Source organism: Halorussus gelatinilyticus (assembly GCF_023238445.1).
Classification (GTDB): Archaea; Halobacteriota; Halobacteria; order Halobacteriales; family Haladaptataceae; genus Halorussus; species Halorussus gelatinilyticus.
Genome location: NZ_CP096658.1, coordinates 3,236,313 through 3,262,703, shown reverse-complemented (window position 1 = coordinate 3,262,703; position 26,391 = coordinate 3,236,313). Strand labels below are relative to the sequence as shown.

The following is a 26,391-nucleotide window of genomic DNA, read 5'->3' as shown; positions in this document are numbered from 1 at the left end:
GGAATGGACCGGTGTGCCGCTCGGCTCCGACCCATTGGACGAACTCGCCATCCCTGACGGGACGACCGTCGAGGAACACGACCTCGTGACCGACGGCGACATCATCGTCGGCGGACAGAGTACCGTGGAGTTCGGGGTCCGGGGCCACAACGTCATCGCCGGAGAACGCGTCCAGTTCGGCGGCCACATCGAGGCGGAGGCAGACTGTCGCCTCGACATGTGGTCGGACGTGCAGGACAACGTGTTGGTGGGCCGCGACGCCTACCTCGGCGAGCGCGTCCACGTCGGCGGTCGCCTGATGGTCAGCGGCGACCTCGACATCGGCGACGACGTGGACATCGAAGAGGGCTTCGAGGCAAACGGGTGGATCGTCATCCGGAACCCGATGCCGACCATCGTCTTCGTCTTCGTCTACCTCCAGCAATTGCTGCGCATCGGCGAGGAGGAGGCCGCGGAGGAGGTCTTCTCCGAACTGCTGGAGAACGAGGAAGTCGAAGCCGACCCCGTGGTGATTCCCCGGAACGGCCACGTCTCCGACGACTCGTGGCGGGTCTCGACCCCCGCGAGCATCGGCGACGACTGCCGACTCCACGGTAACATCCGCGCCGAGTCCATCGACGTGGGCCAGCGCAACGACGTGTTCGGGAGTCTGCGCGCCCGCGGCGACGTCTCGGTCGGCGAGAGTACGGTCATCCACGGCGACGTGACGACCCGGAACGGGACCGTCGAACTCGCCGACGACGTGGAGGTTCGGGGCGACGTCTCCTGCGAGGACCTCCACTTCCACGAGGGCGCGATAGTGGACGGGACGATGCGCGCCAGCGGCGAGATGTCGATGGTGAAGGCCGGGACCCACGAACAGATCGCCGCGGACGGCGACGGCGGCCGCAAGCGATACCACGGTGACGACGCGGGAGACGCGCGAAGCGATACCGGAGGGGACGAAACCGGAAGCGAGACGGCCGACGCGACCGACGCCGAGTCCGAACCGGACGCCGGAAGCGAGGCCGACGCCGAGGCAGCGTTCGAGTTCGAGACCGACGACGGACTCACGGAAAGCGAATCGCCGACCGAAGACTGATTCTGCGACGCGGACCTCTCCGAGCATCTCGACCGCGCAGCGACTCCGCCGAGGAGTCAGCGGCTTTCGACGGACTCGACGCCCGAAACACCGATTTCGGCGTTACTTTCCGAACCTGAGGGGCGGTATCCGGGGTTAATGTAATAAACATTGACGGTGATATACTAACGACGTATGGGAGAGAGACTCACTCTTGTCAGGTGGTGTCGATGCACTCGGTAGTGTTGACGAAGGGCGTCCCGGACTTCAGGGAAGGACAGGTGTCGTTCGACGAGGACGGCCACCTCGAACGCGGCGCGACCCCCACGGTGATGAACCCCAACGACGAGTTCGCCCTGCAGGCCGCGCTCCAGACCAAGGTCAAGCAGGGCGGGCGCGTCAGCGTGATGAGCATGGGACCGCCGGGCTACGAGAGTGTGCTGGAGGAGGCGATGGGCGTCTACGCCGACGACCTCTATCTGCTCTCGGACCGCGAGATGGCCGCGGCCGACACGTGGTCTACCTCCATCACGCTCTCGGCGGGCATCGAGAAGATAGACGAGGAACCGGACCTCGTCTTCGCGGGGTTCAAGACCGCGGACGGCGAGACGGGCCAGACCGGTCCCCAGACCAGTTGGTGTCTCGACCGGCCCATCGTGACTCACGTCATCTCGCTGGACGTGGACGAGGCGGACGGGAAACTCCGCGCGAAGCGACTCGTGGAGGGCGACGTGGACGAGATAGAGACCGTCGAGGCTCCCCTGCCCGCGTTCGTCGTGACCGACCCCGAGTTCGAACCCTCCTATCGCCGGGCCGAACACCGACTCCGGCACAAGCGACTCGTGGCCGAGACCGAGGAGCGCGTCGAGGAGTACGAGGACCACCTCACGACGTGGAGCGCCGAGGACCTCGAACTGGACCCCGACTTCATCGGACTCGACGGGTCGCCGACCATCGTCTCGGGCGTGGACCCGATTCCGAAGGCTCCCTCCGAGCGCGAGGCGACGATGGTGACCCCCGACGACGAGGAGGGGATGGAAGAGGTCCTCGAAACGATGCGGCCGATGGCGGGAGGTGACTGACCGTGGCCGACGATACCGACCTCGACCCCAGCGAGTACACCGTCGAGCAACTGGAGGAGAAACTCGCGGCGGCCGACGACCCCGCGACGCTCGACGCTGCGCTCGCGGCCGAGCGAGAGGAAAAGGACCGAAAGACCGCCAGAGAGGCGATTCAGGCTCGAATCGACGAGTTGGAGGCCGAGACGGGAGGCGACGAGACTCCGGCCGACACCGACCACGAGGAGGAGTACGCCGATACGGAGGGAACTGAGAGCCTCGACGAAGCGGCCGGAGACGCCGACCAGGGCGAGGCCGCGCCGGACGACGACGGCGACGTGAGCTACGAGGTCGAGAACCGGACCCGCGACAAGAAGCACGTCCGGGCGCTCAAGGGCGGCGACTACCGCGACATGTGGGTCTACTGCGAGACCCAAGGCGGCGAACTGCTCGACGTGTCCAAGGAGATGCTGGGCAAGGCCCGCGAACTGATGGACACCTACAACGACGAGTACGAGGCCGAACGCGTCGTCGGCGTCCTCGTCGGCGACGAGGAGATTACCGACCTCGCCGACGAGGTCATCGCGTACGGCGCGGACGTGGCCATCTACCACGAGGACGACCGACTGGAGCGATTCCGCCACAAACCGTACACCGAAATCGTGGCGGACATGGCCCGCGGCGGTGCCGAACCGCCGAACTGGGAGACCGGCGACCCCGGCACGGAACCCACCGCCGAGTGGCGCGACTACGACAAGCCGCGGTACTTCCTCTTCCCGGCGACGAACAACGGCCGGGACCTCTCGGCGCAGGTGCAGGGCGAACTCGACTCCGGACTCGCGTCGGACTGTTCGGGCCTGACCATCGAGGAGGAACTCGTCTCGAATCCGGTCAAGACCGGCGAACCCGGCGAGAAGGTGGAGTTCGAGCGCGTCCTCCACATGAAGCGCCCGGACTTCTCGGGCTTCGAGTACTCCACGATTCTGTGTCTCGACAACCCCGGCCGGGAGTTCCACCCGCAGGGCTGTTCGGTGATTCCGGGGAGCTTCGACCCCATCGACCCGGACGACGAGCGGGAGGGCGAGGTAATCGAACACGACCTCGACCTCGCCGACGACTGGTTCCGCGTGGACGTGACGGAGTTCGACCGACTGGACGAGGGCGTCGATCTGACCGGCCACGAGGTCGTCGTGGCGCTCGGCCGGGGCATCGGCGACGACCCGACGAAGGGCATCGAGTTGGGGTTGGACTTGGTCGAGGCCTTCGACGACGCCGCGCTCGGACTCTCGCGCGGCGTCGTCACGGCCTCCTACGACGTGGACGGCCACGTCGCCGACTACGTGGCCGAGGAGCGTCAAATCGGCGAGACCGGGCAGGTCGTCCAGCCCACGCTCTACGTCGCGGCCGGCATCTCGGGCGCGGTCCAGCACAAGGTCGGGATGGACGAGTCCGACACCATCGTCGCGGTCAACACCGACACCGACGCCCGGATTCGGGACTTCAGCGACTACTTCGTCGAGGGCGACCTGTTCGAGGTGCTTCCCCGCCTCGTGGAGTCCATCGAGTCGGGCGAACTGAAGGCGAAAGCGGAGGCCAGCGATGACTGACGACCAAACCGGAGACGAACGATGACCGACGAACACGAACACTACGAGGCGGTCGTGGTCGGGGCCGGACCCGGCGGGGCCGCGGCAGCGGCGGTACTGGCGCGAAACGACGTGGAGACCCTCGTCCTCGAACGCGGGGTCGAAGCCGGGGCGAAGAACGTGACGGGCGGACTCGTTTACGCCGAGGAGTCCGCGCCCTACACCGTGGACGCGCTATTCCCCGACTTCCGGGAGGAAGCGACCGAGCGTCCCGTCACGGACTACTACCTGCACAACGTCGCGGGCGAGAAGGTCCGGACCTTCGACATCACGGACCTCCACGAACACGACACCGCGTGGTCCGACGCGGTGCTTCGCCGGAAGATGGACTCGTGGCTCGCCGACCGCGTCCACGAGGCGGCCAGCGAGACCGGCGGCGGCCTGCTGACCGACGTGCGGGTGAACGGACTGCTCCGCGACGACGGCGAAATCGTCGGCGTGACCTGCGACGAACTCGACCCGATTCGGGCCGACCTCGTGGTCGCGGCCGACGGCGTGAACTCGGAACTCGCGCGCGACGCCGGCCTGATGGACTGGGAGGACCCCGAAGAGTGGTTCCAAGGCGTCAAGGCCGTCGTTGACGTGCCCCCCGAAATCATCGCCGAGCGGTTCGACGTCGGCGACGACGAGGGCGAGGCCCACCTCTTCTCGGGCGACCTGTTCGAGGACGTGCGCGGCGGCGGGTTCGTCTACACGAACGAGGACTCGCTGTCCATCGGCTCGGTGTTCCACCTCGACAGCATCGTCGAACAGGAGGCCGAACCCCACGAACTGCTCGACAACCTGCTGACCCATCCGCTGCTCGCGGACTGGCTCGACGGCCACTACGACGAAGTGGAGTACAGTGCGAAGTTGGTGCCCGACTCGAAGAAGGCCGCCAACCCCTCGCCGCATCGCGGTCGGCTCCTCGTCGTCGGTGACGCGGCGGGCCAGATGCAGGCACAGGGCCCCATCATCAAGGGGATGAACCACGCCGTGAGTGCGGGAGCGCTCGCCGGTGAGGCGTTCGCCGAGGCCAAGTTGCGGGGCAAGCCCGAGCGAGCGGGCGACCTCTACGAGCAGAAACTCCGCGACGAGGGCGTCATGGGCAAGCTCCGGCCGAAGGGGTACCGACTCGCCAGCGCGCTCGGCGAGCGCGACGCGGTGGCGAGCGCCACCGACTCGCTGCTCACCTCGTCGGTCGGCCGCCTCGGGGTGCGCCTGCTCGGCGACCGCCTCGAAGACCTCTACTCGTCGCCCTACCTCTCCCAAATCGTACCCGACACCCAGACGCCCTACGTCACCCTGCCGACCGTCATCGCCGAGGAGTCGGGCGAGCGCGTCACCGGCGAGGCCGACTACGAACCGAAGGACCTCGCCTCGCGCATCGGCGACCTGACCTACGACACCGACGTCGGCAACCCGCACATCGAGTTGCGCGACGACTCGATGGAGGCCAGCGGCGCGGCCGTCTACGCCTGCCCGGTCAGCGCGCGGGACTTCGGCGGCGGCTGTTACCGCGAGGAGACGGTCAAGACCAACGGGACCGAGGAGAAGCGCGTCAGCCTCGACACCCAGCCCTGCGTCGAGTGCGGGACCTGTGCGGTGGTCGCCGACACCGACTGGGAACACCCCCGCGGCGGCAAGGGCGTCGAGTACAGAGAGGGATGAGCGCGAGCCGACTTCGACCATGAGCGACTACCGCGACCGAATCGAGGCGCTGGCGGAGCGCGCCCGCGAGGACCGCCGGGAGTTCGTCCCGCCCGCGGACTCGTCCGACCCGGACGAGTCCGCCGAGGAGCGCGCCCTGCGATACTGCCGGGACGGCGTCGGCGAGGTGGTCGCGGTGTACGTCGAGGCCCGGACCGGCGAGTACGCGCCTCTCGACGGCGAGGATATGGCGGCGATGGAGGCGGCGCTGAACGACTGGCTCGAACTGTACGCGCTGTGCCACGGCCGGGAGATTGCGGCGGAGTTCACGGTCCGGGAGGTCGCCGAGACCGTAATCGAGACCCGCGACGTGGTCGAGAGCGCGCGACTGCTGACGGGCGTGCCGGAGAGGGAGTCCGGCGTCGCGTGGCGCGCGAGCCCGAGAAACAGTTAAGTGAGCGCGGAGTGTGTTACCATTAACCATGAAGTTTTCAGAAACGCTCGAATTCGACCACGAGGACCGCAAGCGCATCTACGAGTACGTCGAGAGTCGCGGCGAGGTGGACTTCGAGGCGGCCCGCGACGTGTTGGGCGTGGACCCCGGCGGGTTCCGTCACCACGTCGCCATCCTCAAGCGCGACGGCTATCTGGAGGAACACGACGGGAAGTTGCGCGCGTCCTTCGAAGAGGGCACGGCCGAGGAGTACGAGACCGACGGCGTCGAGTTCACCATCCGACCGGCGCGACAGGAGGACCTCTCGGGCATCGTCGGCGCGATTCGGTCGGTCGCCGAGCAGGGAAGCTACATCGTCGCCGAGAGCGTCGCCGACGAGATAGACCACGACGAGGCGCTGCTCCGGCACAACGAGATAGAGTCCCGGATGTTCTTCGTCGCTACGGTCGGCGGTGGCGAAGCGCGTAGCGCCTCGGAAGCCTCGACCGGAATACGTCCGGGCGACGACGTGGTGGGATGGGTCCACCTCTACGCGCCGGAACTCGACAAACTGGCCCACACCGCGGAGTTAACCGTCGGCGTGCTGGACGACTACCGCGGCCACGGCATCGGGAGCCACCTGCTGGCGCGCGGACTGGAGTGGGCCGGGTCGAACGGCTACGAGAAGGTCTACAATAGCGTCCCCTCCGCGAACGAGACCGCGATAGAGTTCCTGAGCGAACACGGCTGGGAGACCGAGGCGGTCCGCGAGGACCACTACAAGATCGGCGGCGAGTACGTGGACGAAGTGATGATGGCCGTGGAACTGTAACGTCGTTCCGTCTCGACTTCTCGTCCGAATCCCCGCCAGACACGTCGGCTGGGCGACACCAGAAGAGGTTTACTCGCGCCGCCGAGACGCCGAGTATGAACGCTCGGTCCGCCGGCGTCCTCCTCGTCGTCCTCGGTCTCGCGCTCCTCGCCCATCCGCTCTATCTCTTCCCGCACCACGGCGAGACCGCCTATTCCGTCACGAACGTCCAGCAGGTCGGCGAGCAGTCGCCAGGCGAAACCGTCGCCTACGACGATCTCCCACCGGTCGCGCGGGACCGCTTCGAGCAGGCGCTGGACCGGGAAATCTCCGACGACGTGTGGACCGGCGAACACGCCGCGGCCTACGAGGCCCTCTCGAACCACGAGTACGTCCGGTATCGGGGCGAGTACTACGAGTACCGACTGCGAGGTTCCGGGAGCCTCGGGATGGGCGGTATCCTCCGGATGGCTCTCTCGACGCTCGCGGTGATTCTCCTCGTCGTCGGCGTCTTCGCCGCCCGGACCGACCGGTACCGACCGTTGACGCCGCGCCGGACCCTTTGGATTCCGGTCGGCGTGTTCGTCGCGCTCGTGGCGACCGAGTACTACGACGTGCTGGTCGGCGACGCCTTCGAACCCCAGTCGTACGTCCTCCTCCCTGCGATGGCCGCGGCGTTCGTCTCGATGTCCGTCGTCGGGTCGGCGGTCCGCGACAGGGGGTCGCTCCGGCCGTTGGTGCCGGTCGCTCCCCTCGTGGTCGCGGGTACGATGTACTCCGTCGCGACGGGGTACGGGTCCGCGGACGGGGGCGGCGCGGTCGCGTTCGCGCTGGTGACGACGCCGTGGTTCCTACTGGGGTACGGTCTGACCGCGGCGCAGGAGTCTGCGGCGTGGGAGCCAGCACCGCAGGACGTCGCGAATCTGGAAGAATAATCGACCGGTTCGGTCCGACCGCGCCGGTCGCGTCACTGCTGTTCGTGGACCGGGAACGCGACTTCGACGGTGGTCTTGTACTCCTGTATCTCGCCGTTCTCCACGTCGGCGGTCCAGTCCTCGACTTCGACGCCGTGGATGTCGTCGATGGTGTGACTCGCCTGCTCGACCGCCTCCTGAGCGGCCTGCTCCCATCCCTCCTCGGACGTGCCGAGAACCTTGATGATTTTTACTGCCGTCATGGCCTGCGGCGGTACGACGCGATTCGTGTAGCGTCTTGTGGCCGCGAACCGAGACGCGGTAGAACGATACTTCGGCGTGGACGTCACCGGTCGATTCCCGCTCCGTCGCTACAGTTCGAGGCCGCGAATCGCCACGCAGTCGCCCTCGCGGACCTCTCCGACGATTCGGCCGTCGGTCTCGGCGGCCAGCGATTCGGCGTCGTCCTCGGGGAGCGCGACGACGAAGCCGGTGCCCATGTTGAACGTCCGGTGCATCTCCTCGTCGCCGACGTTGCCCTCCCGCTGGACGAACTCGAAGACCGGGTGGGCGTCGAACGGGTCGGTAACCTCGTAGCGGAGCGTGCCCATCCGCGAGAGGTTGGTCCACCCGCCGCCGGTGACGTGCGCCGCGGCGTGGACCTCACGGCCGCGCAGGTGGTCGAGCAGGTAGGTGTAGATGCGCGTCGGTTCCAGCAGGACCTCGCCGACGGACGGCGACCCCTCGCCGCCAGCGGTGTCGGCCTCGGTGTCGAGCGGGAACGGGTCGTCGTAGTCGTAGTTGCGGGTCGCTGCCTCGCGCGCCAAGGTCAGGCCGTTCGAGTGGATGCCGCTGGCGGGGAACCCGACCAGCGCGTCGCCGACCTCGGCCTCGCCGGGGAAGACGGCGTCTTTCGGCGCGAGACCGACGCACGCCCCGGCGAGGTCGAGTCCCTTGATGACCTCGGGCATCACGGCCGTCTCGCCGCCGACTAGCGCGACGCCGGCCTCCTCGGCACCCGCTGCGAGTCCGTCGCCGACCTGCTGAGAGAACGCTTCGCTCGGCTCGTCCACCGCGAGGTAGTCCACGAACGCGACGGGTTCGACCCCCGACGCCACGAGGTCGTTGGCGTTCATGGCGATGCAGTCGATGCCGACCGTGGAGTAGTCGCCCAACGCTTCCGCGACGAGCAGTTTCGTGCCCACGCCGTCGGTCGCCAGCGCGAGGTAGCGGTCGCCGATGTCGAGCAGGCCCGCGTACTCGCTCTCGTCGATGTCGCCCACGGCACCGACCAGCGCCGCGGTCGCGGCCTCGCTGGCCTCGATGTCCACCCCTGCGTCCGCGTAGGTGAGTTCCTCCTCTTCGCTCATGGTGGGACGGGCGCGTCGCGCGAGTAAAGTTCCACCGTTTGTCCTCGGGCGAGCGGTTCGAGTCGGACGACTCTCTCGACCGCTTCGAGTCGCGAAACGGTCGCCACCCTCCCGGCGGACTCCTATCAGTCCCCGCCCACAGCACTCTTTGTCCGCGGCGTCGCCGCTACGTCCATGAGCGAACCGATTACCGAGGCCGATCAGGGGAAACAGGTCGTGGCGGCGGACGGCGAATCCATCGGTACCGTGATGAAGGTCGATGCCGGTGTCGTCCACGTGAACCTCGATTCGGACCTGTCCGAATCCGTCAAACGACGGTTCGACTGGGGCGACGCGGAGGATTACACGCTACAGGAGACCGAAGTCGAGTCGGTGACCGACGACGAGGTGGTCGTCCGAAGCGAGGCCGGCGCGAAGTGACCGAACCGCGTCGTCGGCTTCCGCCTTCACAACGGTATTCCGTAGCGACGACGGAGTTCGTCGCATGACCCGGCCAGAGACGGTGAGTCACGGCTGATGTCGAACCGACTGGGCGTCGATCCGCAGGTCGTGACGCTGGCGCTGGCCCGCATGACCGAGTCCGTCGGCAACTCGTTTCTCATCGTGGTCCTGCCGCTGTTCATCGGAAACGAGGCCGTCTCCGGGACCACCTTCGGGCTGAGCGAGGTCGCCGTCACCGGCATCGTGCTCTCGCTGTTCGGGTTCGTCAACAGTCCGTTACAGCCGTTCACCGGGCGGCTCTCGGACCGAACGGGACGACGCAAGGTGTTCGTACTGGTCGGTCTCGTCCTCATCGGTACCGCGAGCTTCTCGTACTCGCTGGCGTCCACCTACTGGCACCTCCTCGGACTCCGGGTGTTGCAGGGAATCGCCGGCGCGCTCATCATCCCGACGACGGTCGCGCTCGTCAACGACCTCGCGTCCTCGTCGAACCGCGGCGGGAACATGGGGACGTACAACACGTTCCGATTGGTCGGTTTCGGCGTCGGCCCGGTCGCGGCGGGCGTCGTGGTCTCGGCCGGACCGTACGCGATCGACCTCGGACCGCTACGAGTCGCGTTCAGCGGGTTCGACGCCGCGTTCTACTTCGCCACGCTGACGGCGACCATCAGTTTCTTCCTCATCCTGTTCCTGATTCGGGACCCCGAGGCTCCGGCGACCGACGAGGACGACCGAAGACTCGGGGGAATCGAGGTCATCGACCGTCGCGGTCGAGGGATACTCGACCCCGTGTTCACGCTCGGCGTCGTCTCCTTCTTCATGGCGGTCGGCATCGCGCTGTTCGCCACGCTCGGCGACATCATCAACGCCAGACTCGACCAGGGGCCGACGCTGTTCGGTCTCCAGTTCGCGGCGTTCGTCCTCGCGCAGATACTGCTGCAGGTCCCCATCGGACGCGCGACCGACTTCTACGGACGGAAGGGCTTCATCGTCGTCGGGACGATACTGCTCGTCCCCACCACGTTGGTCCAGGGACTCGTCTACGACCCGTGGCTGATGTTCGCGGCCCGGTTCGTTCAGGGCGCGGCCGGGGCGATGGTGTTCGCGCCCGCGCTCGCGCTGGCCGGCGACCTCGCACCCGAGGGGCAGTCGGGGACGACGCTCTCGGTGTTGACGATGGCGTTCGGGTTCGGCGTGGCGTTCGGTCCCCTCGTCTCCGGATTCCTCGTCTCGTTCGGCTTCGTCGTGCCGTTCGCGTTCGGCGCGGCGCTCGCCGCGGTGGGCGTGGTGCTGGTCTGGACGCAGGTCGAGGAGCCGACCACGCCCGAGCGGTCGTTCTCCTCGCTCTTCTCGTTCTCTTCGGGAGACTGACCGCCCGGTAGCGAGGTCGTGCCGACCGAAAACGAACCGGCTCTCAGACGAACGAGAGGCCGAAGAACGCCCACGCCGCCAGCGCGAAGCAGGGCAGGCCGAATCCCAGAAACGCCGGGATGCTCCACGTCTTGACCGTGTTGCCGTCGAGCGGGCCGAACGGAATCATGTTGAAGCCCGCCAGCAGGAAGTTGATGCGGACGCCGAGCGCCGCGACGCTCCCGAGGGTCCCGCCCAGCAGGAGTTCCAGCGGGAAGAACACCATCCCGAGCGCGACGTTGGTCAGCGGTCCGGCGAGCGCGATGAGACCGTTCTCCCGGAGCGTCGCCCGTCCTTGGTGGTACACCGCGCCCGGCGCGGCGAAGAGGAAGCCGGCCAGCGCGCCCGCCACCGCGAGGAAGAGCATCCCGTAGTCGGCGCGGAACTCCGCGACCTGTCCGAACCGAATCGCCGTCACCTTGTGGGCCATCTCGTGGAGGAGAAAGCCGAGTCCCGCGGTGACGAGACTCGCCGGGAGCAGGCCGACGAGGACGCCGGGCCGGTAGAGAATCGTTCGGCCACCGCCCCCGAAGAACAGCGCGAACGCGACGCTCAGGGCCGCCCACGCGACGGCGATGTCCAGCAGTTCGCGCGTCCCGAACCGAATCGACCCCACCTTCACGGCGCGTCCACCTCCGTCTCGACGCGCTCGCTCATGTGAGCGTCCGGACGATGAGGTCCGCGCTGTTCTGTGCGCCCTGTATCATCCAGTCGGTTATTTGATCGACGCCGCCGACCTGCGACCCCAGCAACGGCAGGACGACGAACGGGAAGGCGAAGCTCGCTATCATGCTCCCGACGTTCGTCATCGCCACGATGGCGATGAGACGGAACAGCGGTACGTCGAGCATCTGGCCGAGGAGGTCCTTGAGCGGCGTCTCCTCGTCGCTCATGAGGTCGTTGAGCTTGGCGATGTCGCCGACGTTGACCGAGGTGTACCTCAGTTCGACGTAGCCCGCGAACCACCCCGGCGCGAGCAGGGGGTTGACGCTCGTCAGCCACGCGACCGCGCCGCCGACGCCCGCCGAGGTCCAGCGCGCACCCGCCAGTTTCGCCAGTCCGAACGCGAAGACGCCGTTGAACAGGAACCACGCCGCGAACACCTTCAGGAGGAACGTGTCGCGCACGCCCGCCATGAACAGCAGGAAGAAGAATCCGAGGAAGCCGACCGTGATCAGGTAGCCGAAGATTTTGAACAGCGAGAACCGACTCCCCGACTCGGTGCCGACCAACTCCTCCATCGGCGGCAGGCGCTCGGGGTGGTCGAGATACTCCTCGATACCGGCGCGGTGGCCCGCGCCGACGACCGCCAGCACGTCGTGGCCCGCGTCGCGCAACTGGACGAGTCGGTGGGCGATGAACGCGTCGCGCTCGTCGATGAGCGCCTCCGCGCCGCCGGGCGAGAACTGGCGGAACTCCTCCATCATCGCCGTCACCACGTCGCCGTCGGTCAGCTCCTCGATGTCGAACTCCTCGTCCTCCTCGGGTTCGCCGATGCCGACCATCGCCAGACAGAGTTCCCAGACCATCCGCAACTTCTCGAAGAAACTCATCCGCGCCCAGAAGCGCTGGATGGTCAGCTGGATGTCCCGGTCCACCAGCGCGACCTCGCTCCCGACCGACTCGGCGGCCTCGATGGCGGCCTGCATGTCCGCGCCGGGTTCGATGTCGAAGCGGTCGCCCATCTGGGCCTGTACGTACGACAGCATCCAGTAGGCGATGAACTGGAAGACGGTGTTCCCTTCGAGCAGGTCCGAGGGTTCGAGGTCTTGGGCCACCTCGCCCTGCATCTGGCGATACCTGCCCTCGTCGAGTTCGACCGCGACCACGTCGGGGCGCTCCTCGTCGATGGTCTCGCGGACCTCCTCGACGCTGTCTGCGGAGACGTGGGCGGTCCCGAGGACGCGGACACTGCCCTCGCCGTCTCCGGCGTCCAACTCGGCTGAATCGCTCATCGTTCGCCTTACACGCTATCCCTTTTTACCGTTGTCGGTGCCGAGAGAAATACCAGCCCGCCGAGAGTTTCCCGGTGAGGAAATCCGCCATCTCGGCCGGGAATCGGACGGTTACCCGAGGGAATGCTCTCGGTACTCCGAACTCGATACGGACTACCGGTGACGAACACGCGAGGCGAAAACGGGATTGTCCCCGAACGCGAGGATGCGAACGATGTCGGACACAGCGACGCTGATGGACTCGTACACCGAGATGACCGAACTCCTGTTGCCCAACGACACCAACAACCTCGGCCGGGCGCTCGGGGGTGCCGTCCTCCACTGGATGGACATCTGCGGGGCCATCGCAGCGATGCGGTTCTCGAACCACCAGTGCGTCACGGCGTCGATGGACCACGTGGACTTCATCTCGCCCATCGACCTCGGGGAAGTCGCCATCGTGGAGGCGTTCGTCTTCGACACCGGCCGGACCAGCATCGACGTGAAGGTGGACGTGCGCGCCGAGGACCCCCGGAAGGGCGAGGAGCGCGAGACGACCACCTCCTTCTTCACGTTCGTCGCGCTGGACGACGACGGCACGCCGACCGAGGTACCGGACTTAGACTGCCCGAGTCAGAACCAGCAAGCGCTCAGGGACGCCGCGCGCGAGCAACGCCGCGAGCAGTTGACCGCCGTCGCGGAAAAAATCGAAGCCAGCGGCGAGTGAGCCGCCGGGTTCCACTACGCTTCGGTCGTTCGCTACGTTTTGGTCGTTCGCTACGCTTCCGTCGTCGTCTCGCCCGGTGCCGTGGTCGTCTCCTCGGCCTGTTCTGGCTGCTTAGCGCGGTCGGTTCGCTGGGTCTCGCTCGCGTTCGTCATCTGCCGGCTGGCGTCCACGCCCACGAACAGGTCGAGCGACTCGTTCACCGGCGCGTCACCGGGAGAGGCGTACCCGGCCGCGAAGGCGGTGTAGGCCGTGCCGCCTCGGAGACTCTCGTTGAAGGTGGCGACGACCGTGCCGTTGTTGTCCTCGGCGGCCGCCCGGACCTCGATTTCGTAGACCCCCGAGGGGACGGTCAGGTAGTCGCTCGCGTTGCCGAACGTCACGTTGTCGGCGAGGACCGCGCCGGAGTCCGCGACGGTCACGTCGACCGGCCCGGCGTCGGGCGAGAAGTGCGCTACTCGGACCGCTGACTCGTTCTCACTTGGAACCGGCGGGTCGGTCCGGAGGACGACTGGCGCGAACTGCTCGGTCGCGTTCTCCGAGACCTCGCCCGCGGCCGCGACCGTGTAGCTCTCGTTGGCGCGGAGCGAGACGGTGCCCTCGAAGACGGTGCTCTCGTTGTCGGCGGTGACGATGGTGACCTGATGCTCGCCGGGTTCGAGTTCCGCGAACTCGGTCACGTCGCCGTATTCGACGTTTCGGAAGAGGGTCTGGTTGTCCACCCGGACGTCCACCGCGGGCGCGTCGGGTGACATGTGTGCGATGCGGACCTCCGTGGGTTCGCCCTCGGCGTCTTGGGCGGTCGAGGCGACCGACCCGTCGCCGAGGCTGGCCACGGACCCGACGCCGAAACTGGCGACGAGGACCAGCGCGAGGCCGACGGCTACCGTGCGCGTCAGTGTCGAATTCTCTCCCGTCATACGCCACCAGTTGCGACACCGACCGAAATAAAGCGCAACGACCGTGTGAGTGCGTAAGCCGCGATAGAATCACTCAAGGGCGCGATTTGACGAATTAGGACCGAAAAAATTTCCCGAAACGTGGCTTACGGCGAGGCGTTCACCGGCGACGCTCCCGTCTCGTCACATCTCTTCCGTGGTCGTCTCGTTACCCATCGTCTCGTTGCCCATCGTCTCGGTCTCGGTCCCCATCATCCCCGTCGTCGTGCCCATCATCCCGCCGGAATCGGTGGCGAGGATGAGCTCGAAGGGTGCGTCGGCGGGTTCGTCGTCGGGCGAGAGGTAGCCCGACGCGATGGCCGTGTACGCCGCGCCGCTCTCCAGCGAGACGTTGACCGTGGTCACGACCTCGCCGTCGTTGTCGGCGGTCGCGGGTCGGATTTGGAGCCCGTAGTCACCTGCCGGGACGGAGACGTACTCGCTCGCGTTCCCGAACGAGACGTTGTCGTACAGCACCGTGTCAGTGCCGGCGACCGTCACGTCCACCGCGGGCGCGTCGGGCGACGCGTGAATCAGTCGGACCGTGGCGTTCCCGTCGCTGGGCGTCTCGAAGTTGTCTCGGAAGACGGCCGGACGGAAGGTATCTTCGGACACCTCACCGATGGCCGCGATGGTGTAGCGGTTCCCCGCCTCGACCGAAACGTTGCCCTCGAAGAGGACCGTCTCGTTCTCGGCGGTCCGAATCGTCACCGTGTGGTCGCCCGCCGGAAGCGCGAGGTAGTCGCTGACGGTGCCGAACTCGACGCCTTCGAGCACGGGTTGGCCGTCCACGAGTACGTCGACCGGCCCGGCGTCGGGCGAGAGGTGCGCGACTCTGACCTGCGCGTCCTCGGACTGCGAGTCGTCCGTATCGAGCGTTGCGACTCCGATGCCTGCGAAACTCGTCATCACCAACAGCGCGACGCCGAGCGTCGCCAGTCGTCGTGTAACGGTTGTTTGGTTCCCCCACATGCTGCAAGCGGGCCTCAGGACGAAGGGACCATAAATCGGTGCGACGATTCACGTCGTAACGTCGCGTAGAGGCGCGAAAATGACGATTACGTCCCGAGAGAAGTGCGACCGTGACACCCGTTCCCGCACGTCGAAATCCGGTCGTAACGAGTCGATTCGGCGGCCGAGAGCGCGGGGAACGTCCGGGCGAGCGACCGCGAGCGCGTCCGGAAGGAACCCTTATCGGGATTGCGGGCGTACCGGCCCGGCATGGGACTCGACGTAACGGTTCCGGACCCGCCCGAGCTGTCGGACGCGACGGACCTACAGGAGTACGACGACGTGGAGGTGCAGGGCGACACCGACTACCGTCGCGAAGAGTTAGAACAGTTCCTGCGTGACGGCGCGTGGGACGAGGCGTTCGGCGAGTGGTCCGAACACGCCGACTTGGACGAGTCGGAGTTCGATATCGCCCGGGACCTCGACCTGTTCCGCGAGTTCGACTTCTTCTGGGACGACTTCGCCGACAGGGTGGGCTACCACGCGCCGGGCATCCCCGAGGACTGGAAGGCACGCGACTACCACCCCGACCTCGACTCGTGGAACACCGTCTCGGGCATCAACGCCGGGATGACCGAACTCGGGCAGGTCGTCTGCGACACGCTGGAGACCGACTACATCGACTGGGAGGCCGACTACGAGGCCCCCGAGGACCTGCCGGACTTCGAAACCTGAGCGCGACCGCTCTTCCCGCTCCCGTTTTCAGTCGTTCTCCGGCGCGGCGAGGCTGACCGCCCGCGCACTCGGGGCGGCCGTCGAGACGACGAACCGCCACCCCGCGTCGCCCGCCGCCCGGAGGTCCGACACCGCGATGCGCTCGTCGGGCAGTCGTCGGAGCAGTTCGACCGCGAACGGGAGCGTCGGCACCCGACCGTCCACGCTGTCGAAGGCCCACTCCTCGACCGTGACCGTCCACGACCGGCCGTCGTCGTCGGACGCCGCGCTCTCGTCGGACGCCGTGCTCACGTCGCTCGGCGCACTCTCGTCGCCCGCGTTCCGGACGACTGCGTAGTCCGCGACCAGCGAGAGACCGTCGAACCGCGAGAGCGTCGCGGCCACGGGGTCGTCCCCGTCCCGCGGCGTTCGTTCGGAGCGAGCGCCGAGGCGGTCCGCGGCGACCCGGAGGACCTCGCCCTGTCGGTCGGGAGCGAGTCGGGCGTCGAGTTCGCTCGCGGCGGTAGAGAGCAGGACCAGACAGAGTTCGTCGGGGTCGGTCACGGACTCGGCTGAGTGGAGATACGCCTCCAAGACGGCGCGTTCGACCGCCTCCTCCCCGAGTTCCGAGAGCGCCTCGAACACCGCGGCCGCCACGTCGTGACAGAAGTCGGCGGCCGACGAACCGCCGGACTCCTCGACGACCGGAACCGGGTCCACCGGTCCCGACGGGCCGGGTTCTTCCGAGACCACGAGGTCGTAGTGGGCGAGTCGCGGGTCGTACCGCCGGAGTTCCGCGCGGTACTCGGCGGCGAGTTCCGCCGCCCGCGCCGCGGTCTCACGCGTTGCGAATCGCTTGCCCGCGACCGGAACCGGACGCTCGCCGGTCCGGGCACAGCTCACGAAGTAGCGACCGTCCTCGTCGTGTCGGTCCACGATGCGTTCTCGCAGGTCCCGTAGCGTTCCGCCGACCATTTTAGGTTGGCCTAAAAACCGGGGCGGCAAGTAAATTCCGGTTCGATAGCCTCACTTTTCATCGACTTCTCGCCTTCGCGGGTACGCCTCCGGCACGCCGAACCCGGCGTTTCGGAGGGTCTCCCGCGCGGCCCCGAGCCGCCGGACCCACTCGTGGCCGCGGGACGTACGACCGCTCGCGGCGTACCGAATCGGCGCGCCGCGGACCGTCCGGTCTGGCAGTTCGACGCTCGCGGCGGCGTACTCGTCGGCGAGGTCGGGATTCGAGAAGTCGATGCGGTCGGGGAGGTCGAGATGCGACAGGTCGTGTTCGACCGCCATGCTCCGGTAGGCGAACGCGGCGTCGATGCCGCCCGCTTCGAGCGTCCGGAGGAGACCGGTCTCGGGGAACACGTCGATTCTATCGAGAACCGCCGCGGCGTCGATGCCCTCGGCGAGTTCGAGCGCCATCACGGTGCGGTAGCCCAGCGGGTCGCGGGCGGGGTCGGTCCGGCCGAGTGAGAGGGCGTCGTCGGCGACGAGCGCGCGCCAGTCGTCGTAGCGGTCGGCGAGTCCGTCGCGGACCGCGACGACCAGCGCGTTCGTGGCGAAGCAGGTCACGCGCTCGGCAAGTCCGTCGAAGAGTTCGGGGTCGGCCAGCGCCGCCGCGTCGGGGTCCCGGAGGCCGTCTTCGATTAGGCGACGGCAGGCGACGCTCCCGTGGGCCTCGACGCTCGCGTCGCCGACTTCGCCGGCGACCTGCTGGAGGCTTCCGGCGACCAGCACGTCGGCCGAACGCGTCGAGTCCGACGTGTCGCCGCGGTCGCGCCCCGCTCCGCCGTCTGCGTTCGAGAGGGCGGCGAGCGCGCCCGCGCTCGCGGTGCTCCCGACCGCGAGCAGTCCCGCACCGCGCCGGAGGAGTTCGCGCCGACTCGACACGGACGTAACGATTACACGCTACGTCAAAAGAATTGTGTAACCTTCGACGGTTACTCTCCCGACCGGCACTCGGGGAACCGCACCGGCGCTCGAACGGAGCGCCCGGCTAGGTATCCGCGAAGCGGTCGAACCGACTCGGCGAGTCGGTTCGACCGCGCCGTTCGCGGAGGTCGCGTCGGACCGCTCGCTCGTCTCGACTCGACTCCCGTCGCTCGCGCTCGTCCGGAGCAAAGATAGATATGACCGCTCTCAAGCAGTATCTAGTCGATTGTAATGCGCGTGTATCGTCATCACACGCGTTGAGTCGTCGGTCGGACTTTCGGTCACGTCCGTCGCCCGCTGAACGCTCCCGCGGATTCAAGAGGAGGAGCGTCGAGTAGTCGCGTATGACAAGGGAGGGCGACATCGCGGTGGTACACTTCACCGGGCGCATCGCGGACGGCGAGGACGCGGGCGAGGTCTTCGACACGACGGACGCGGACGTGGCGATGGAAACGGGCATCTACCACGACCACCGCGACTACGAACCGCTGGAGTTTCGCGTCGGCGAACGGACGGTCGTGGCCGGGTTGGACGACGCGGTCCGAGAGATGGCGGTCGGCGACGAGCGCACCGTCACGGTCGAACCCGAACGAGCGTTCGGCGAGCGCGACGAGTCGAAAGTCGTCCGCTTCCCACGGACCGACCTCGAAGAGCGAAGCGACGTGACCGCCGAACCGGGCGAACTCGTCCGGTCGGAGACCGGCGAGACGGGGTGGATAGTCGAGGCCGGCGACGAGACCGTCACGGTGGACTTCAACCACGAACTCGCCGGCCTGCCAGTCGAGTTCGACGTGAAACTGCTGAGTCGCTACGACGACGGCTAACGCAAGTCGGTGCCGATTCCGTGAGTTCCGGAACAGCGACGAAGCCCACGAAAGTTCTCGTGAAAAGGAGCGAAGATTACGAGGAGGTCGTCGTCTGCGTCCCCGCAGTCGTCGTCGCGGCGCTCCGGGCGTACTGACCGACGTACCGAGAGCGCGCGATGGCGTTCTCCATGACGGCATCGACGACCTGCTGGTACTCCGCGCCGGGGTCCAACTCCAGCGGTGCGTCGAGCGCGTAGAGGCTGAACAGGTAGGTGTGTCGCGGGTCGCCTTCCGGCGGGCACGGGCCGACGTAGCCCAGTTCGCCGGTGCCGTTCGCGCCCTGCACCGCGCCGTCGAGTTCGTCCAGCGTCTCGCTCGACGGGAGGTTCGCGGGAATCTCGCTCGCGTCGGCCGGAACGTTCCAGACCAGCCAGTGGACGAACGGCGGGTTCGGCGCGTCCGGGTCGTCCATTATCAGCGCGAACGCCTCGGTTCCCTCCGGCGGGTTCGAGACGGACAGCGGCGGCGAGACGTTCTCGCCCTCGCAGGTGTACCGGGTCGGAATCGTCGCGCCGTTCTCCCACGCGTCGGTCGAGAGCGTGAATTCGCCGCCTGCGGTGGTCGTCTCCCCCTCTCCGGTGGTGGTCTGGTCCCCTTCGGTCGTCGTCTCCTGTGCCTCTGTGGTTGTCTCTTGCCCGTCGCGGTTCCCACTCGCGGCCATCGCTCCGGTCCCCCCAATCGTCGCGGCCACCGCGGCCGAGCGCAGCAGCGTGCGTCTGCGCATGAACGGCGATTCGACGGCATCCGCAAAGCGATTTTGGGTGGCGGACCCGCGACTCCGGAACGACTTGTGAGAGGCACCGCGACACCTCATCGGCAGGGCGCACCGCGGCGTTTGCCGTCGGTCGCGGCAAACGCCGCGGCAGGGGTCTCATTTATCAGGCCAGCGCGCGTCCGCCCGACCGATGGTCGAACTGGACCCGCCGAACGAACGGGAGTGTCAGCAGTGCGGACGTCGGGACGTGTGGGACCCCGACGCGACGACGTGGCGAATCGACGACGAGGCGCGCGCCGGGAATCCCCACTGCATCCACGAGTGGGACATCAACGGCGCGTATCGCCCGATTCGGGAGTGACGGGCAGCGTTACCCGGCGACTCGCCCGAACGTTCAAACCGGAAGCCGGGACAAGCCCGGGCCATGCTCGCCGTCGCCGGAGGAAAGGGAGGCGCAGGGAAGACGACCACGACGCTCGGTCTCGCTGCCGCGCTCGGCCGTCAGCGCCGGACCGTCGTCGCCGTGGACGCCGACCGGGAGATGCCCGACCTGCACGCGATGGCCGGGGTCGCGCGAACGCCCGGTCTCGACGCCGTCGCCGAGGGGTGGCCCGTCGAACTGGTCGCCGGAGCGCCGGACCCGCCGCTCACCGGCGTCGAGGTCCTGCCCGCGGGGACCGGTCCGCCGTCGGCAGGATCCGCCGCGAGGGTCGGCGAGCGGTCCGGTGGTGCGACGCCGCTGGCGCGCGCCCGCGGCGTCGCCGACGCCGTGTTGTTGGACTGCCCGGCGGGAGCAGGGTCGGACGCCGTGGCACCGCTCCGGGTCGCCGACGCCGCGGTGGTCGTGACGACGACCGAACCCGACTGCCTGCGCGACGCCGCGAAGACGGCCGCGATGGCGCGCGAACTCGACGCGCCGGTCGTCGGCGCGGTCGTCTCGCGGGCCGACGAGGTCCCCGTCAGGATCGAGCAACTGCTCGGCTGTCCGGTCCTCGGCGTCGTCCCCGAGGCTGGAACCGACTCGCGTGCTGAGGGAGTCGGCCGCGGCGTCGAACTGCTTGACAACGACGGGGTGCGGGCCGCACACGACGGTCTCGTGTCAGGACTCCAGCCCAAATACTTATGAAACAACGAGCGGTAATCGTGTAAATACGTGTCACGTCGTCTCTCGACCGGCATCGACGTGTTAGACAGGAAACTCGACGGCGGGCTTCCGACGGGGAGCGTGGTGGCGTTCTCGGCCCCGCCGGCGAGTCAGGCGGAGTTGCTGCTGTACGAGTTCACCGCCGCTCGCCAGACGCTGTACCTCACGACCGACCGCGACGAGGCGGCCGTGACCGAGGCGTTGGAGCGCACGTCGGGACACACCGGGTCGCCCGACGTGCGACGGGTTCCCAGTGACGCGCCGCTGGACCACTCCCAGCGGCTCTTCCGGCGACTCCCGGAGGACTCGAATCTCATCGTGGACCCCATCGACCTGCTGGAGAAACAGGACGAGGGTCGGTATCGGAACTTCCTGAACGACCTCCAGAACCACCTGCACAACACCGACGGCGTGGCGTTCCTCCACTGCCTCGACGGCCGGGCAGTGCCGGACGCCCGCGACGTGACCGAACACGTCGCGGACGTGGTGTTCCAACTCCACACCGAGTACTCGGGCGACACGGTCGAGACCCGCCTCGCGGTGCCGAAGTTCCGTGGCGGCCGGGCGCTCCCCGAGACCATCAAACTCGAACTCGCCGAGTCGGTCCGCATCGACACGAGTCGGGACATCGCGTGACGAGTGCAGGCGTCGATTTTCCGCCGAGGGAGCGCTAGCAAACCAAACTAGGGAGGCGGCAGGCCGACCAAGCCACCGTCGTTTGGGTGGACTGAAAGGGGCCGCCCGGTCGCGGGCTTTCTGAAACGTCGTCTCCCTCTCGATGCGGTCTCTACAGCGCGTCCTGACTTCGTATTCCGAGAACACGGCGAACTCGATGCCGAGAACTTAAGACGGACGCATACGGGAATCGACGTACGCCGCCATGCAGACCATAGACGAGGTTCACATCGCCCCGCTCGGCTACGAGTACGACCGCATCGTCGGCCCCGTGCGCGAACACAACGTCGATATCCTCTATCTGCTCGAACACGACGACCCCGGAAGCGGTCCCGACTACCACGACGACCTGCGCGCGGAGTTGGACGACCTCGGCGTCGAAGTTCGCTCGCGCAGCGTGGACGTGTTCGACATCTACGACGTGCTGGGAATCGTGACGACGCTGACCGCCGACCACGCCCAAGACATCGTCCGGGTCAACGTCTCCAGCGGGTCGAAGCTCTCGGCGGTCGGCGCGGCCATCGCCTGCATGGCCACCGACGCGACAGCCTACTACGTCCACCCGACCGACTACCCCGCGACCGACCGCAAGGAGCGCCGGAGCTACGGCTACGCGGGCGACGAGGTGCTTCCCTCCTACCCCATCGAGTCGCCGACGACCGACCAGGTCGCGGTGATGGACTTCCTCGCGGACGCGAACACCGACGCCTACACCGTCAAGAAGAAGGACATCATCGAGTACGCCGAGGAGGAGGAACTGGCGTTCGTCGCGGACAACGACCCCGCCAACGACAAGGCGAAGTTCGCGCTTCTGAACGCGAACGTCATCGACCCGCTGCTCGAAGACGGCTACGTCGAAATCGAGGACGTGGGCCGCCGCAAACAGGTCGTACTGACCGAGACGGGGGCCGACGCCCTCCGTGCGTTCCGCCACAAGCTACGAGACATCTGAGACGCTATTTTCGCCGTCCGCCGTTCTGTCCGTCGTCCAGTCGGACGACCCGCCGTCGTTCGTCGTCGCCGTCGGCGTTCGGTCTCGATACCACCGCTGTTATCAGTAGTACCGATAGTATGGATTGTATCTATACTATCGATGTAAACGATAGTAGGGATAGCATCCGGATAGTATTGAATACGGCCGACCGTGCAGATAGAAGTGGAGGTCGCGCACCCCGCGACCTCCCCGGACCGCCCGATTCCCGGCTGACCGTCGCCCTCCAACGCGGTCAGTGCCGCCCTGACTCCGCGGCGGTCCCGTAGCCAGCCCTCCTTCGCGGTGCCGCCCGCGGTCCCCGCTGGCGCAGTCGGCTCTCCGCTCGCCCCCGACCCCGTTGCCCGTCTCCGAAATCCTCCGCTCGCCCCCGACCTTTCGATTCCTCTCCGAGGCCTTCCGACATCCGTCGCTTTTCGACGCGTACCGCGGCCGGATTTTCGACGCCGGTCGGTTCTCCGGCGCTCCGAGTGAGTGGACACCGGCCGCTCCGACGAGTCGGTTACCCGTCGCTCGGCGTTCGTCGCTCGTTCGCCGGCCGCGACGCTATCGGCGGAAAAGAAAGCAGGAACGAGTCGCGATTACTCTTCGTCGCCGTCGGCTTCTTCGAGCTCTTCGACGATCTCGTCTTCGTCCACGTCGGCGTCTTCGAGGGCTTCTTCGAGGTCGGCGCCGCCCATGCCGCCGCCCATCATGCCGCCCATCGGACCCATGCCGCCGCCGTCGATGGTCTCCTGAACGATGACGCGGTCCAGGCCCAACTGGTCGATGACGTTCTGGGCGATCTGCTGCTTCTGGAACATCCACTGCTGGTTCATCGCCAGCTGGGGGGTGCTCTCGATGTAGAGCGTCTCCTTCTCGACCGTCTCGGTCTCGGTTTCGGGTTCGGCGTCCTCGTCGTCCTCGTCGGGTTCGACGACCGTCTCCTCTTCGACCTCGTCGGTCTCGATCCACATGTCGAGGTCGGCGTCGATGTACATCGAGATGAGGCCCTGCGCCTGCTCGACGCGGTCCTCGACCTCGCCGACGATCTCGTAGTCGTACTCGATGTCCTCGCCCGCGAGCGGGTGGTTGAAGTCCACGCGAGCGCGGCCGCCGATGATGGTCTCGACGTGACCGTGGTCGCCATCGACGTTGACGTGCGCGCCGGGGTAGCGCTCGTCTTCCGGAATCTTGTCCGCGCTGACGGTCTTGACCTCGTCGGCGTCGTACTCGCCGAAGGCCTCCTCGGCGGGGATGGACGTGCTACCGGAGTGACCGATGTCCTTGCCGATGAGGTCCTCTTCGACGCTCTCGAAGATGTGGCCTTCGCCGAGGACGATGGTGCGCGGTTCGAACTCGCGCTCCTCCTCGTCGAGACCCTCTTCCTCGGCGACTTCGGGGTCGGTCGTGTCCACGATGTCGCCGTCGTCTACGGTGCGCGCGGTGTAGTCGAGGCGGATGAAGTCCCCTCGCTGAAGTCCCTCATTGGCCTCGTCTTCGACTTCCGCTTGTTCTTCGTCGTCGGCCACTTCGGCCTCTTGTTCTTCACTCATACCCGAAACGTCGCTCGTTCGCCTCTTAAGAATCACGTTTCGGACCGCTCACGGTCGAGGGCGACTTCGGCGTTCTCGACTGGCCGAGGAGAGGGCTGGCGGCCCTATCGAAACGATTTAAAGTCGCGGCCGGGTACAGGGAGGTATGAGCCAGTCGAAACAGAAGCAGGCGCGACGATGTGTCTCCTGCGGGATCAACATCTCCGGGAGCAACGCAGCGTCGTTCAAGTGCCCCGACTGCGGGCAGCAGATATACCGCTGTGCCAAGTGTCGCAAGCAGAGCAACCTCTACGAGTGCCCCGACTGCGGGTTCATGGGACCGTAACGATGGGAAAGGTAGCCGCTAAAATCAAGGTCATGCCGCAAAGCCCCGAAATCGACCTCGACGAGCTTCAGGAGCGACTCGAAGACTCGCTCCCCGAGGGAGCCAAGATCAACGGCTTCGAGCGCGACGAAGTCGCGTTCGGACTCGTCGCGCTCCTGCCGACCGTCATCGTCCCGGACGACACGGGCGGGACGGAAGCGGTCGAAGAGGGCTTCTCGAACGTCGAAGGCGTCGAGAGCGTCGAAGTCGAGAACGTCGGCCGAATTTAAGGCTCGATTCGCGGTTCGGTGCGGATTTTCCGACGTGAGATAGTTGAAGAGCTTCGGGTGTCGTATTGGCTCGTTGCTGCCGTCTGTGATTTTCAGACCTCGCGCGCTGATGGCGCGACCTCATACCGCGAGGTCGCGCCCACACGCACCGGAGTAAAAACACGAAACCTCGAAACTGCGGTCTCAGACGCCAGCACCCGACGAGGCGTCAGGCAGGTCGAACTTCTCGGCGTCGATGTCCAGTTCGTCTAGGGCCTGTTCGAGGTGGCGCTCTTCCGCGAAGTCCGCGCCGTCCTCTTCGCGGATGCGCTGGGCGGTTGCGAGGACCTCACCTCGGCGGTCGTCCGGAATCGCCCACTTGTCGGTCGAGAGTTCGATGACCAGTCCGTTGTGGTCCTGGGTGTACAGCGAGTGGAAGATGCCCCGGTCGAACTCGTTGTAGCCTCTGCCGGCGTCTTCGAGCGCCTCGCGCACCTCCACGAACCGCTCCGGGTCGATGCTAAACGAGAGGTGGTGGACGCCGCCGACGGGCGTGCGCTGCGGTCGCGGGTCCGAGTCGCGGTCGTCGTTCACGAAGAACGTGACGATGCGCCCGTCGCCCGTGTCGAAGAAGAGGTGGGTCTGGGACGGGTCGTCGAGGTTGGGCTGACGTAGCACGAGCGGCATCCCGAGCAGGTCCCGGTAGAACTCGATGGTGTCCTCGGCGTTGCTCCCGATGAGCGTGATGTGGTCGGTTCCGGTGGTGTGCATCGGACTGTCCGGCAGGTCGGGCGTGACCTCGAAGTCGTCTGCTGGTCGGCGGTCGTTTGCCATGGCTCTAGGTAGGCGGTCGGAGCGTATAGGTCTCAGGTAACACTCGCGTCACCGCGGCGGCGCGGTCGTCACTCGTCGTTTCGGGACGGCCACCGTCGCGCGTTGGACTCGACCACGGCGAGGAGCAGTCGTCGCCGCTCGTCCACGTCGCAGTCGGCGAGCGACTCGGCGAACTCGTCGTCGGAGACGGTCGAGAGACCGGCCTCGCGGACGCGGGCGAGGTCCGGCGCGGGCGGGTCGCGGTCGCTCGGCCGATGGAGCGCCAGAAGCGCATCGAGGTAACTCCGGATTCCCGAACGGGTGCCCTTCAGTAGGGCTTCGCTGGGCCGCGCTCGTTCGGGCAGACCGAATCGCAGTAGCGTCAGCGTCTCGTCGAGGACGGCGATCGCAACGGCCGGGTCTTCCGTGGCTTGCCGGCTGTGGAAGTAGTGGAGAACCGGGTAAGCCTTGTGATTCGCCGTGAGCGTGTCGATCTGAGACGAGAAGGTGTCCAGTTGGAGGTCAAGGCCGTCGAACTCCTCGCCGTTCCAGTAGGTCGTCACGACCGTACTCGCGTCGGTACCGAGGCCGGTCACGCCGCTGGCGAACGCGTGCTTCTGGGCGACCGCGTCGAGGACCGAGAGGACGTAGGTGACCGTCAGCGTGACGAAGAGCATCCCACTGGCGGTCGCGAGGACGGTGGCGAACTGCCAGACGCCGTCTCTCGGTGCGAACCCGCCGTTTCCGAGCGTGAACATGGTGTATCCCGCGAAGTAGCTCAGGTCGGACCACGAGAGCGGTCCGCCCCGAATCGTGTCGAAGACGGCGTCCTCGCCGCCGGCGAATATCAGCGTCCACCCCGTCCAGATGGAGACGAGCCAAACGACGAGACTCAGGACCAGAATTACCGGTCCCGCGAGGTTGAGCACTCGTGACCGTCCGCCGTTCCCCCTTGAGAGTGCCCGCCATGTCCACTCCATCAGTCGAGTCGTGAGCGGGCCAGCACCGCCCTCGACCCAGAGCGTCGTCCAGAGGAGGTCGCCGACGGTGCCCAGAAGGAGGATGCTCCCGAGACCGAGATACAGAACGTTCACGGCTCACTCCTCGCGAT

30 protein-coding genes are annotated in these 26,391 nt (G+C 67.1%); 18 read left to right on the top strand and 12 right to left on the bottom strand.

All coding sequences use genetic code 11. The features are described from left to right. The first annotated feature begins 13 nt into the window (after positions 1-13). From M0R88_RS16610 to M0R88_RS16580, 7 genes are all read left to right on the top strand, one after another. On the top strand, positions 14-1,081 hold the full coding sequence (locus M0R88_RS16610) for a polymer-forming cytoskeletal protein (RefSeq protein WP_248654538.1): 1,068 nt from the start codon (positions 14-16) through the stop codon (positions 1,079-1,081). A 209-nt stretch (positions 1,082-1,290) separates the two neighbouring features. Further along, complete coding sequence (locus M0R88_RS16605; RefSeq protein WP_248654537.1) at positions 1,291-2,142, top strand: electron transfer flavoprotein subunit beta/FixA family protein; 852 nt, start codon at positions 1,291-1,293, stop codon at positions 2,140-2,142. Between the two features lie 2 nt (positions 2,143-2,144). Then, the gene (locus M0R88_RS16600; RefSeq protein ID WP_248654536.1) at positions 2,145-3,725 is read left to right on the top strand and encodes an electron transfer flavoprotein subunit alpha/FixB family protein; all 1,581 of its coding nucleotides are present in this window, start codon (positions 2,145-2,147) and stop codon (positions 3,723-3,725) included. 21 nt (positions 3,726-3,746) lie between these two features. Beyond that, positions 3,747-5,414: an FAD-dependent monooxygenase gene (locus M0R88_RS16595; protein ID WP_248654535.1), complete on the top strand. Its 1,668-nt coding sequence runs from the start codon at positions 3,747-3,749 to the stop codon at positions 5,412-5,414. Positions 5,415-5,433: 19 nt separating this feature from the next. After that, complete coding sequence (locus M0R88_RS16590) at positions 5,434-5,847, top strand: DUF8055 family protein (protein WP_248654534.1); 414 nt, start codon at positions 5,434-5,436, stop codon at positions 5,845-5,847. A 28-nt stretch (positions 5,848-5,875) separates the two neighbouring features. Continuing rightward, a complete protein-coding gene (locus M0R88_RS16585) occupies positions 5,876-6,658 on the top strand; it encodes a GNAT family N-acetyltransferase (RefSeq protein ID WP_248654533.1) in 783 nt (260 codons plus the stop codon). A 95-nt stretch (positions 6,659-6,753) separates the two neighbouring features. Continuing rightward, entirely contained in the window at positions 6,754-7,572 is an 819-nt protein-coding gene (locus tag M0R88_RS16580) for a DUF7979 domain-containing protein (protein WP_248654532.1), read from the top strand. 32 nt (positions 7,573-7,604) lie between these two features. On the opposite strand, the gene M0R88_RS16575 is transcribed toward M0R88_RS16580, so the two are convergent. After that, positions 7,605-7,814 carry a dodecin family protein gene (locus M0R88_RS16575; protein ID WP_248654531.1) on the bottom strand — a complete coding sequence of 70 codons (210 nt, stop codon included), beginning with the start codon at positions 7,812-7,814 and terminating at the stop codon, positions 7,605-7,607. Between the two features lie 108 nt (positions 7,815-7,922). Continuing rightward, complete coding sequence (purM, locus tag M0R88_RS16570) at positions 7,923-8,921, bottom strand: phosphoribosylformylglycinamidine cyclo-ligase (protein WP_248654530.1); 999 nt, start codon at positions 8,919-8,921, stop codon at positions 7,923-7,925. Between the two features lie 174 nt (positions 8,922-9,095). Here purM and M0R88_RS16565 point away from each other — a divergent pair, with 174 nt between their 5' ends. Beyond that, a complete protein-coding gene (locus M0R88_RS16565; RefSeq protein ID WP_248654529.1) occupies positions 9,096-9,341 on the top strand; it encodes a DUF8593 domain-containing protein in 246 nt (81 codons plus the stop codon). Positions 9,342-9,437: 96 nt separating this feature from the next. Beyond that, complete coding sequence (locus M0R88_RS16560) at positions 9,438-10,733, top strand: MFS transporter (RefSeq protein ID WP_248654528.1); 1,296 nt, start codon at positions 9,438-9,440, stop codon at positions 10,731-10,733. A 43-nt stretch (positions 10,734-10,776) separates the two neighbouring features. Here the strand turns inward: M0R88_RS16560 and M0R88_RS16555 are convergent, their stop codons facing one another. Further along, entirely contained in the window at positions 10,777-11,394 is a 618-nt protein-coding gene (locus M0R88_RS16555; RefSeq protein WP_368409359.1) for a zinc metalloprotease, read from the bottom strand. 31 nt (positions 11,395-11,425) lie between these two features. Beyond that, complete coding sequence (locus tag M0R88_RS16550) at positions 11,426-12,727, bottom strand: TraB/GumN family protein (RefSeq protein ID WP_248654527.1); 1,302 nt, start codon at positions 12,725-12,727, stop codon at positions 11,426-11,428. A 214-nt stretch (positions 12,728-12,941) separates the two neighbouring features. Between M0R88_RS16550 and M0R88_RS16545 the strand changes: the two genes are divergently transcribed. After that, positions 12,942-13,433, top strand: coding sequence for an acyl-CoA thioesterase (locus M0R88_RS16545; RefSeq protein ID WP_248654526.1), 492 nt, complete (start codon positions 12,942-12,944; stop codon positions 13,431-13,433). A 50-nt stretch (positions 13,434-13,483) separates the two neighbouring features. Here M0R88_RS16545 and M0R88_RS16540 read toward each other — a convergent pair whose 3' ends face one another. Next, on the bottom strand, positions 13,484-14,350 hold the full coding sequence (locus M0R88_RS16540; protein WP_248654525.1) for a DUF4397 domain-containing protein: 867 nt from the start codon (positions 14,348-14,350) through the stop codon (positions 13,484-13,486). Between the two features lie 162 nt (positions 14,351-14,512). Continuing rightward, positions 14,513-15,340 carry a DUF4397 domain-containing protein gene (locus tag M0R88_RS16535; RefSeq protein WP_248654524.1) on the bottom strand — a complete coding sequence of 276 codons (828 nt, stop codon included), beginning with the start codon at positions 15,338-15,340 and terminating at the stop codon, positions 14,513-14,515. A gap of 249 nt (positions 15,341-15,589) precedes the next feature. On the opposite strand from M0R88_RS16535, the gene M0R88_RS16530 reads away from it, so the two are divergent. Next, a complete protein-coding gene (locus M0R88_RS16530; RefSeq protein WP_248654523.1) occupies positions 15,590-16,054 on the top strand; it encodes a DUF7992 family protein in 465 nt (154 codons plus the stop codon). Between the two features lie 27 nt (positions 16,055-16,081). Here M0R88_RS16530 and M0R88_RS16525 read toward each other — a convergent pair whose 3' ends face one another. Beyond that, positions 16,082-17,008, bottom strand: coding sequence for a DUF7551 domain-containing protein (locus M0R88_RS16525; protein WP_248654522.1), 927 nt, complete (start codon positions 17,006-17,008; stop codon positions 16,082-16,084). Between the two features lie 51 nt (positions 17,009-17,059). Beyond that, positions 17,060-17,926 (bottom strand): substrate-binding domain-containing protein, encoded by an 867-nt coding sequence (locus M0R88_RS16520; RefSeq protein ID WP_248654521.1) that lies wholly within the window; start codon positions 17,924-17,926, stop codon positions 17,060-17,062. A 386-nt stretch (positions 17,927-18,312) separates the two neighbouring features. On the opposite strand from M0R88_RS16520, the gene M0R88_RS16515 reads away from it, so the two are divergent. Continuing rightward, positions 18,313-18,792 (top strand): FKBP-type peptidyl-prolyl cis-trans isomerase, encoded by a 480-nt coding sequence (locus M0R88_RS16515; protein WP_248654520.1) that lies wholly within the window; start codon positions 18,313-18,315, stop codon positions 18,790-18,792. A 76-nt stretch (positions 18,793-18,868) separates the two neighbouring features. Here M0R88_RS16515 and M0R88_RS16510 read toward each other — a convergent pair whose 3' ends face one another. Next, a complete protein-coding gene (locus M0R88_RS16510; protein ID WP_248654519.1) occupies positions 18,869-19,558 on the bottom strand; it encodes a YbhB/YbcL family Raf kinase inhibitor-like protein in 690 nt (229 codons plus the stop codon). Positions 19,559-19,739: 181 nt separating this feature from the next. Between M0R88_RS16510 and M0R88_RS16505 the strand changes: the two genes are divergently transcribed. The 4 genes from M0R88_RS16505 (at position 19,740) to M0R88_RS16490 (ending at position 22,320) form a co-directional block, all read left to right on the top strand. Beyond that, a complete protein-coding gene (locus tag M0R88_RS16505; RefSeq protein ID WP_248654518.1) occupies positions 19,740-19,910 on the top strand; it encodes an HEWD family protein in 171 nt (56 codons plus the stop codon). 63 nt (positions 19,911-19,973) lie between these two features. Beyond that, positions 19,974-20,675, top strand: a complete 702-nt coding sequence (locus M0R88_RS16500; RefSeq protein ID WP_248654517.1) for a MinD/ParA family ATP-binding protein — start codon at positions 19,974-19,976, stop codon at positions 20,673-20,675. Positions 20,676-20,702: 27 nt separating this feature from the next. Then, on the top strand, positions 20,703-21,329 hold the full coding sequence (locus M0R88_RS16495; RefSeq protein ID WP_248654516.1) for an RAD55 family ATPase: 627 nt from the start codon (positions 20,703-20,705) through the stop codon (positions 21,327-21,329). A 244-nt stretch (positions 21,330-21,573) separates the two neighbouring features. Continuing rightward, on the top strand, positions 21,574-22,320 hold the full coding sequence (locus M0R88_RS16490; RefSeq protein ID WP_248654515.1) for an HFX_2341 family transcriptional regulator domain-containing protein: 747 nt from the start codon (positions 21,574-21,576) through the stop codon (positions 22,318-22,320). Positions 22,321-22,940: 620 nt separating this feature from the next. Here the strand turns inward: M0R88_RS16490 and M0R88_RS16485 are convergent. Further along, positions 22,941-23,894 (bottom strand): FKBP-type peptidyl-prolyl cis-trans isomerase, encoded by a 954-nt coding sequence (locus tag M0R88_RS16485; protein ID WP_248654514.1) that lies wholly within the window; start codon positions 23,892-23,894, stop codon positions 22,941-22,943. A 145-nt stretch (positions 23,895-24,039) separates the two neighbouring features. On the opposite strand from M0R88_RS16485, the gene M0R88_RS16480 reads away from it, so the two are divergent. Both M0R88_RS16480 and M0R88_RS16475 read left to right on the top strand, forming a co-directional pair. After that, positions 24,040-24,219, top strand: coding sequence for an HVO_2753 family zinc finger protein (locus tag M0R88_RS16480; protein WP_135854652.1), 180 nt, complete (start codon positions 24,040-24,042; stop codon positions 24,217-24,219). Between the two features lie 2 nt (positions 24,220-24,221). Beyond that, complete coding sequence (locus tag M0R88_RS16475) at positions 24,222-24,488, top strand: elongation factor 1-beta (RefSeq protein ID WP_248654513.1); 267 nt, start codon at positions 24,222-24,224, stop codon at positions 24,486-24,488. A gap of 183 nt (positions 24,489-24,671) precedes the next feature. On the opposite strand, the gene M0R88_RS16470 is transcribed toward M0R88_RS16475, so the two are convergent. Both M0R88_RS16470 and M0R88_RS16465 read right to left on the bottom strand, forming a co-directional pair. Next, positions 24,672-25,301, bottom strand: coding sequence for a VOC family protein (locus M0R88_RS16470; protein ID WP_248654512.1), 630 nt, complete (start codon positions 25,299-25,301; stop codon positions 24,672-24,674). A 68-nt stretch (positions 25,302-25,369) separates the two neighbouring features. Beyond that, entirely contained in the window at positions 25,370-26,374 is a 1,005-nt protein-coding gene (locus M0R88_RS16465) for an ion channel (protein ID WP_248654511.1), read from the bottom strand. Positions 26,375-26,391 lie beyond the last annotated feature (17 nt).

Bases quoted from the DNA above. Each gene is read 5' to 3' on its own strand.
- M0R88_RS16515 (WP_248654520.1), top strand. From the start codon at position 18,313: ATGACAAGGGAGGGCGACATCGCGGTGGTACACTTCACCGGGCGCATC.
- M0R88_RS16525 (WP_248654522.1), bottom strand. From the start codon at position 17,008: ATGGTCGGCGGAACGCTACGGGACCTGCGAGAACGCATCGTGGACCGA.
- M0R88_RS16590 (WP_248654534.1), top strand. From the start codon at position 5,434: ATGAGCGACTACCGCGACCGAATCGAGGCGCTGGCGGAGCGCGCCCGC.
- M0R88_RS16530 (WP_248654523.1), top strand. From the start codon at position 15,590: ATGGGACTCGACGTAACGGTTCCGGACCCGCCCGAGCTGTCGGACGCG.
- M0R88_RS16580 (WP_248654532.1), top strand. From the start codon at position 6,754: ATGAACGCTCGGTCCGCCGGCGTCCTCCTCGTCGTCCTCGGTCTCGCG.
- M0R88_RS16595 (WP_248654535.1), top strand. From the start codon at position 3,747: ATGACCGACGAACACGAACACTACGAGGCGGTCGTGGTCGGGGCCGGA.
- M0R88_RS16585 (WP_248654533.1), top strand. From the start codon at position 5,876: ATGAAGTTTTCAGAAACGCTCGAATTCGACCACGAGGACCGCAAGCGC.
- M0R88_RS16575 (WP_248654531.1), bottom strand. From the start codon at position 7,814: ATGACGGCAGTAAAAATCATCAAGGTTCTCGGCACGTCCGAGGAGGGA.
- M0R88_RS16470 (WP_248654512.1), bottom strand. From the start codon at position 25,301: ATGGCAAACGACCGCCGACCAGCAGACGACTTCGAGGTCACGCCCGAC.
- M0R88_RS16540 (WP_248654525.1), bottom strand. From the start codon at position 14,350: ATGACGGGAGAGAATTCGACACTGACGCGCACGGTAGCCGTCGGCCTC.
- M0R88_RS16605 (WP_248654537.1), top strand. From the start codon at position 1,291: ATGCACTCGGTAGTGTTGACGAAGGGCGTCCCGGACTTCAGGGAAGGA.
- M0R88_RS16480 (WP_135854652.1), top strand. From the start codon at position 24,040: ATGAGCCAGTCGAAACAGAAGCAGGCGCGACGATGTGTCTCCTGCGGG.
- M0R88_RS16565 (WP_248654529.1), top strand. From the start codon at position 9,096: ATGAGCGAACCGATTACCGAGGCCGATCAGGGGAAACAGGTCGTGGCG.
- M0R88_RS16500 (WP_248654517.1), top strand. From the start codon at position 19,974: ATGCTCGCCGTCGCCGGAGGAAAGGGAGGCGCAGGGAAGACGACCACG.
- purM (WP_248654530.1), bottom strand. From the start codon at position 8,921: ATGAGCGAAGAGGAGGAACTCACCTACGCGGACGCAGGGGTGGACATC.
- M0R88_RS16535 (WP_248654524.1), bottom strand. From the start codon at position 15,340: ATGTGGGGGAACCAAACAACCGTTACACGACGACTGGCGACGCTCGGC.
- M0R88_RS16510 (WP_248654519.1), bottom strand. From the start codon at position 19,558: ATGCGCAGACGCACGCTGCTGCGCTCGGCCGCGGTGGCCGCGACGATT.
- M0R88_RS16475 (WP_248654513.1), top strand. From the start codon at position 24,222: ATGGGAAAGGTAGCCGCTAAAATCAAGGTCATGCCGCAAAGCCCCGAA.
- M0R88_RS16505 (WP_248654518.1), top strand. From the start codon at position 19,740: ATGGTCGAACTGGACCCGCCGAACGAACGGGAGTGTCAGCAGTGCGGA.
- M0R88_RS16560 (WP_248654528.1), top strand. From the start codon at position 9,438: ATGTCGAACCGACTGGGCGTCGATCCGCAGGTCGTGACGCTGGCGCTG.
- M0R88_RS16545 (WP_248654526.1), top strand. From the start codon at position 12,942: ATGTCGGACACAGCGACGCTGATGGACTCGTACACCGAGATGACCGAA.
- M0R88_RS16485 (WP_248654514.1), bottom strand. From the start codon at position 23,894: ATGAGTGAAGAACAAGAGGCCGAAGTGGCCGACGACGAAGAACAAGCG.
- M0R88_RS16550 (WP_248654527.1), bottom strand. From the start codon at position 12,727: ATGAGCGATTCAGCCGAGTTGGACGCCGGAGACGGCGAGGGCAGTGTC.
- M0R88_RS16490 (WP_248654515.1), top strand. From the start codon at position 21,574: ATGCAGACCATAGACGAGGTTCACATCGCCCCGCTCGGCTACGAGTAC.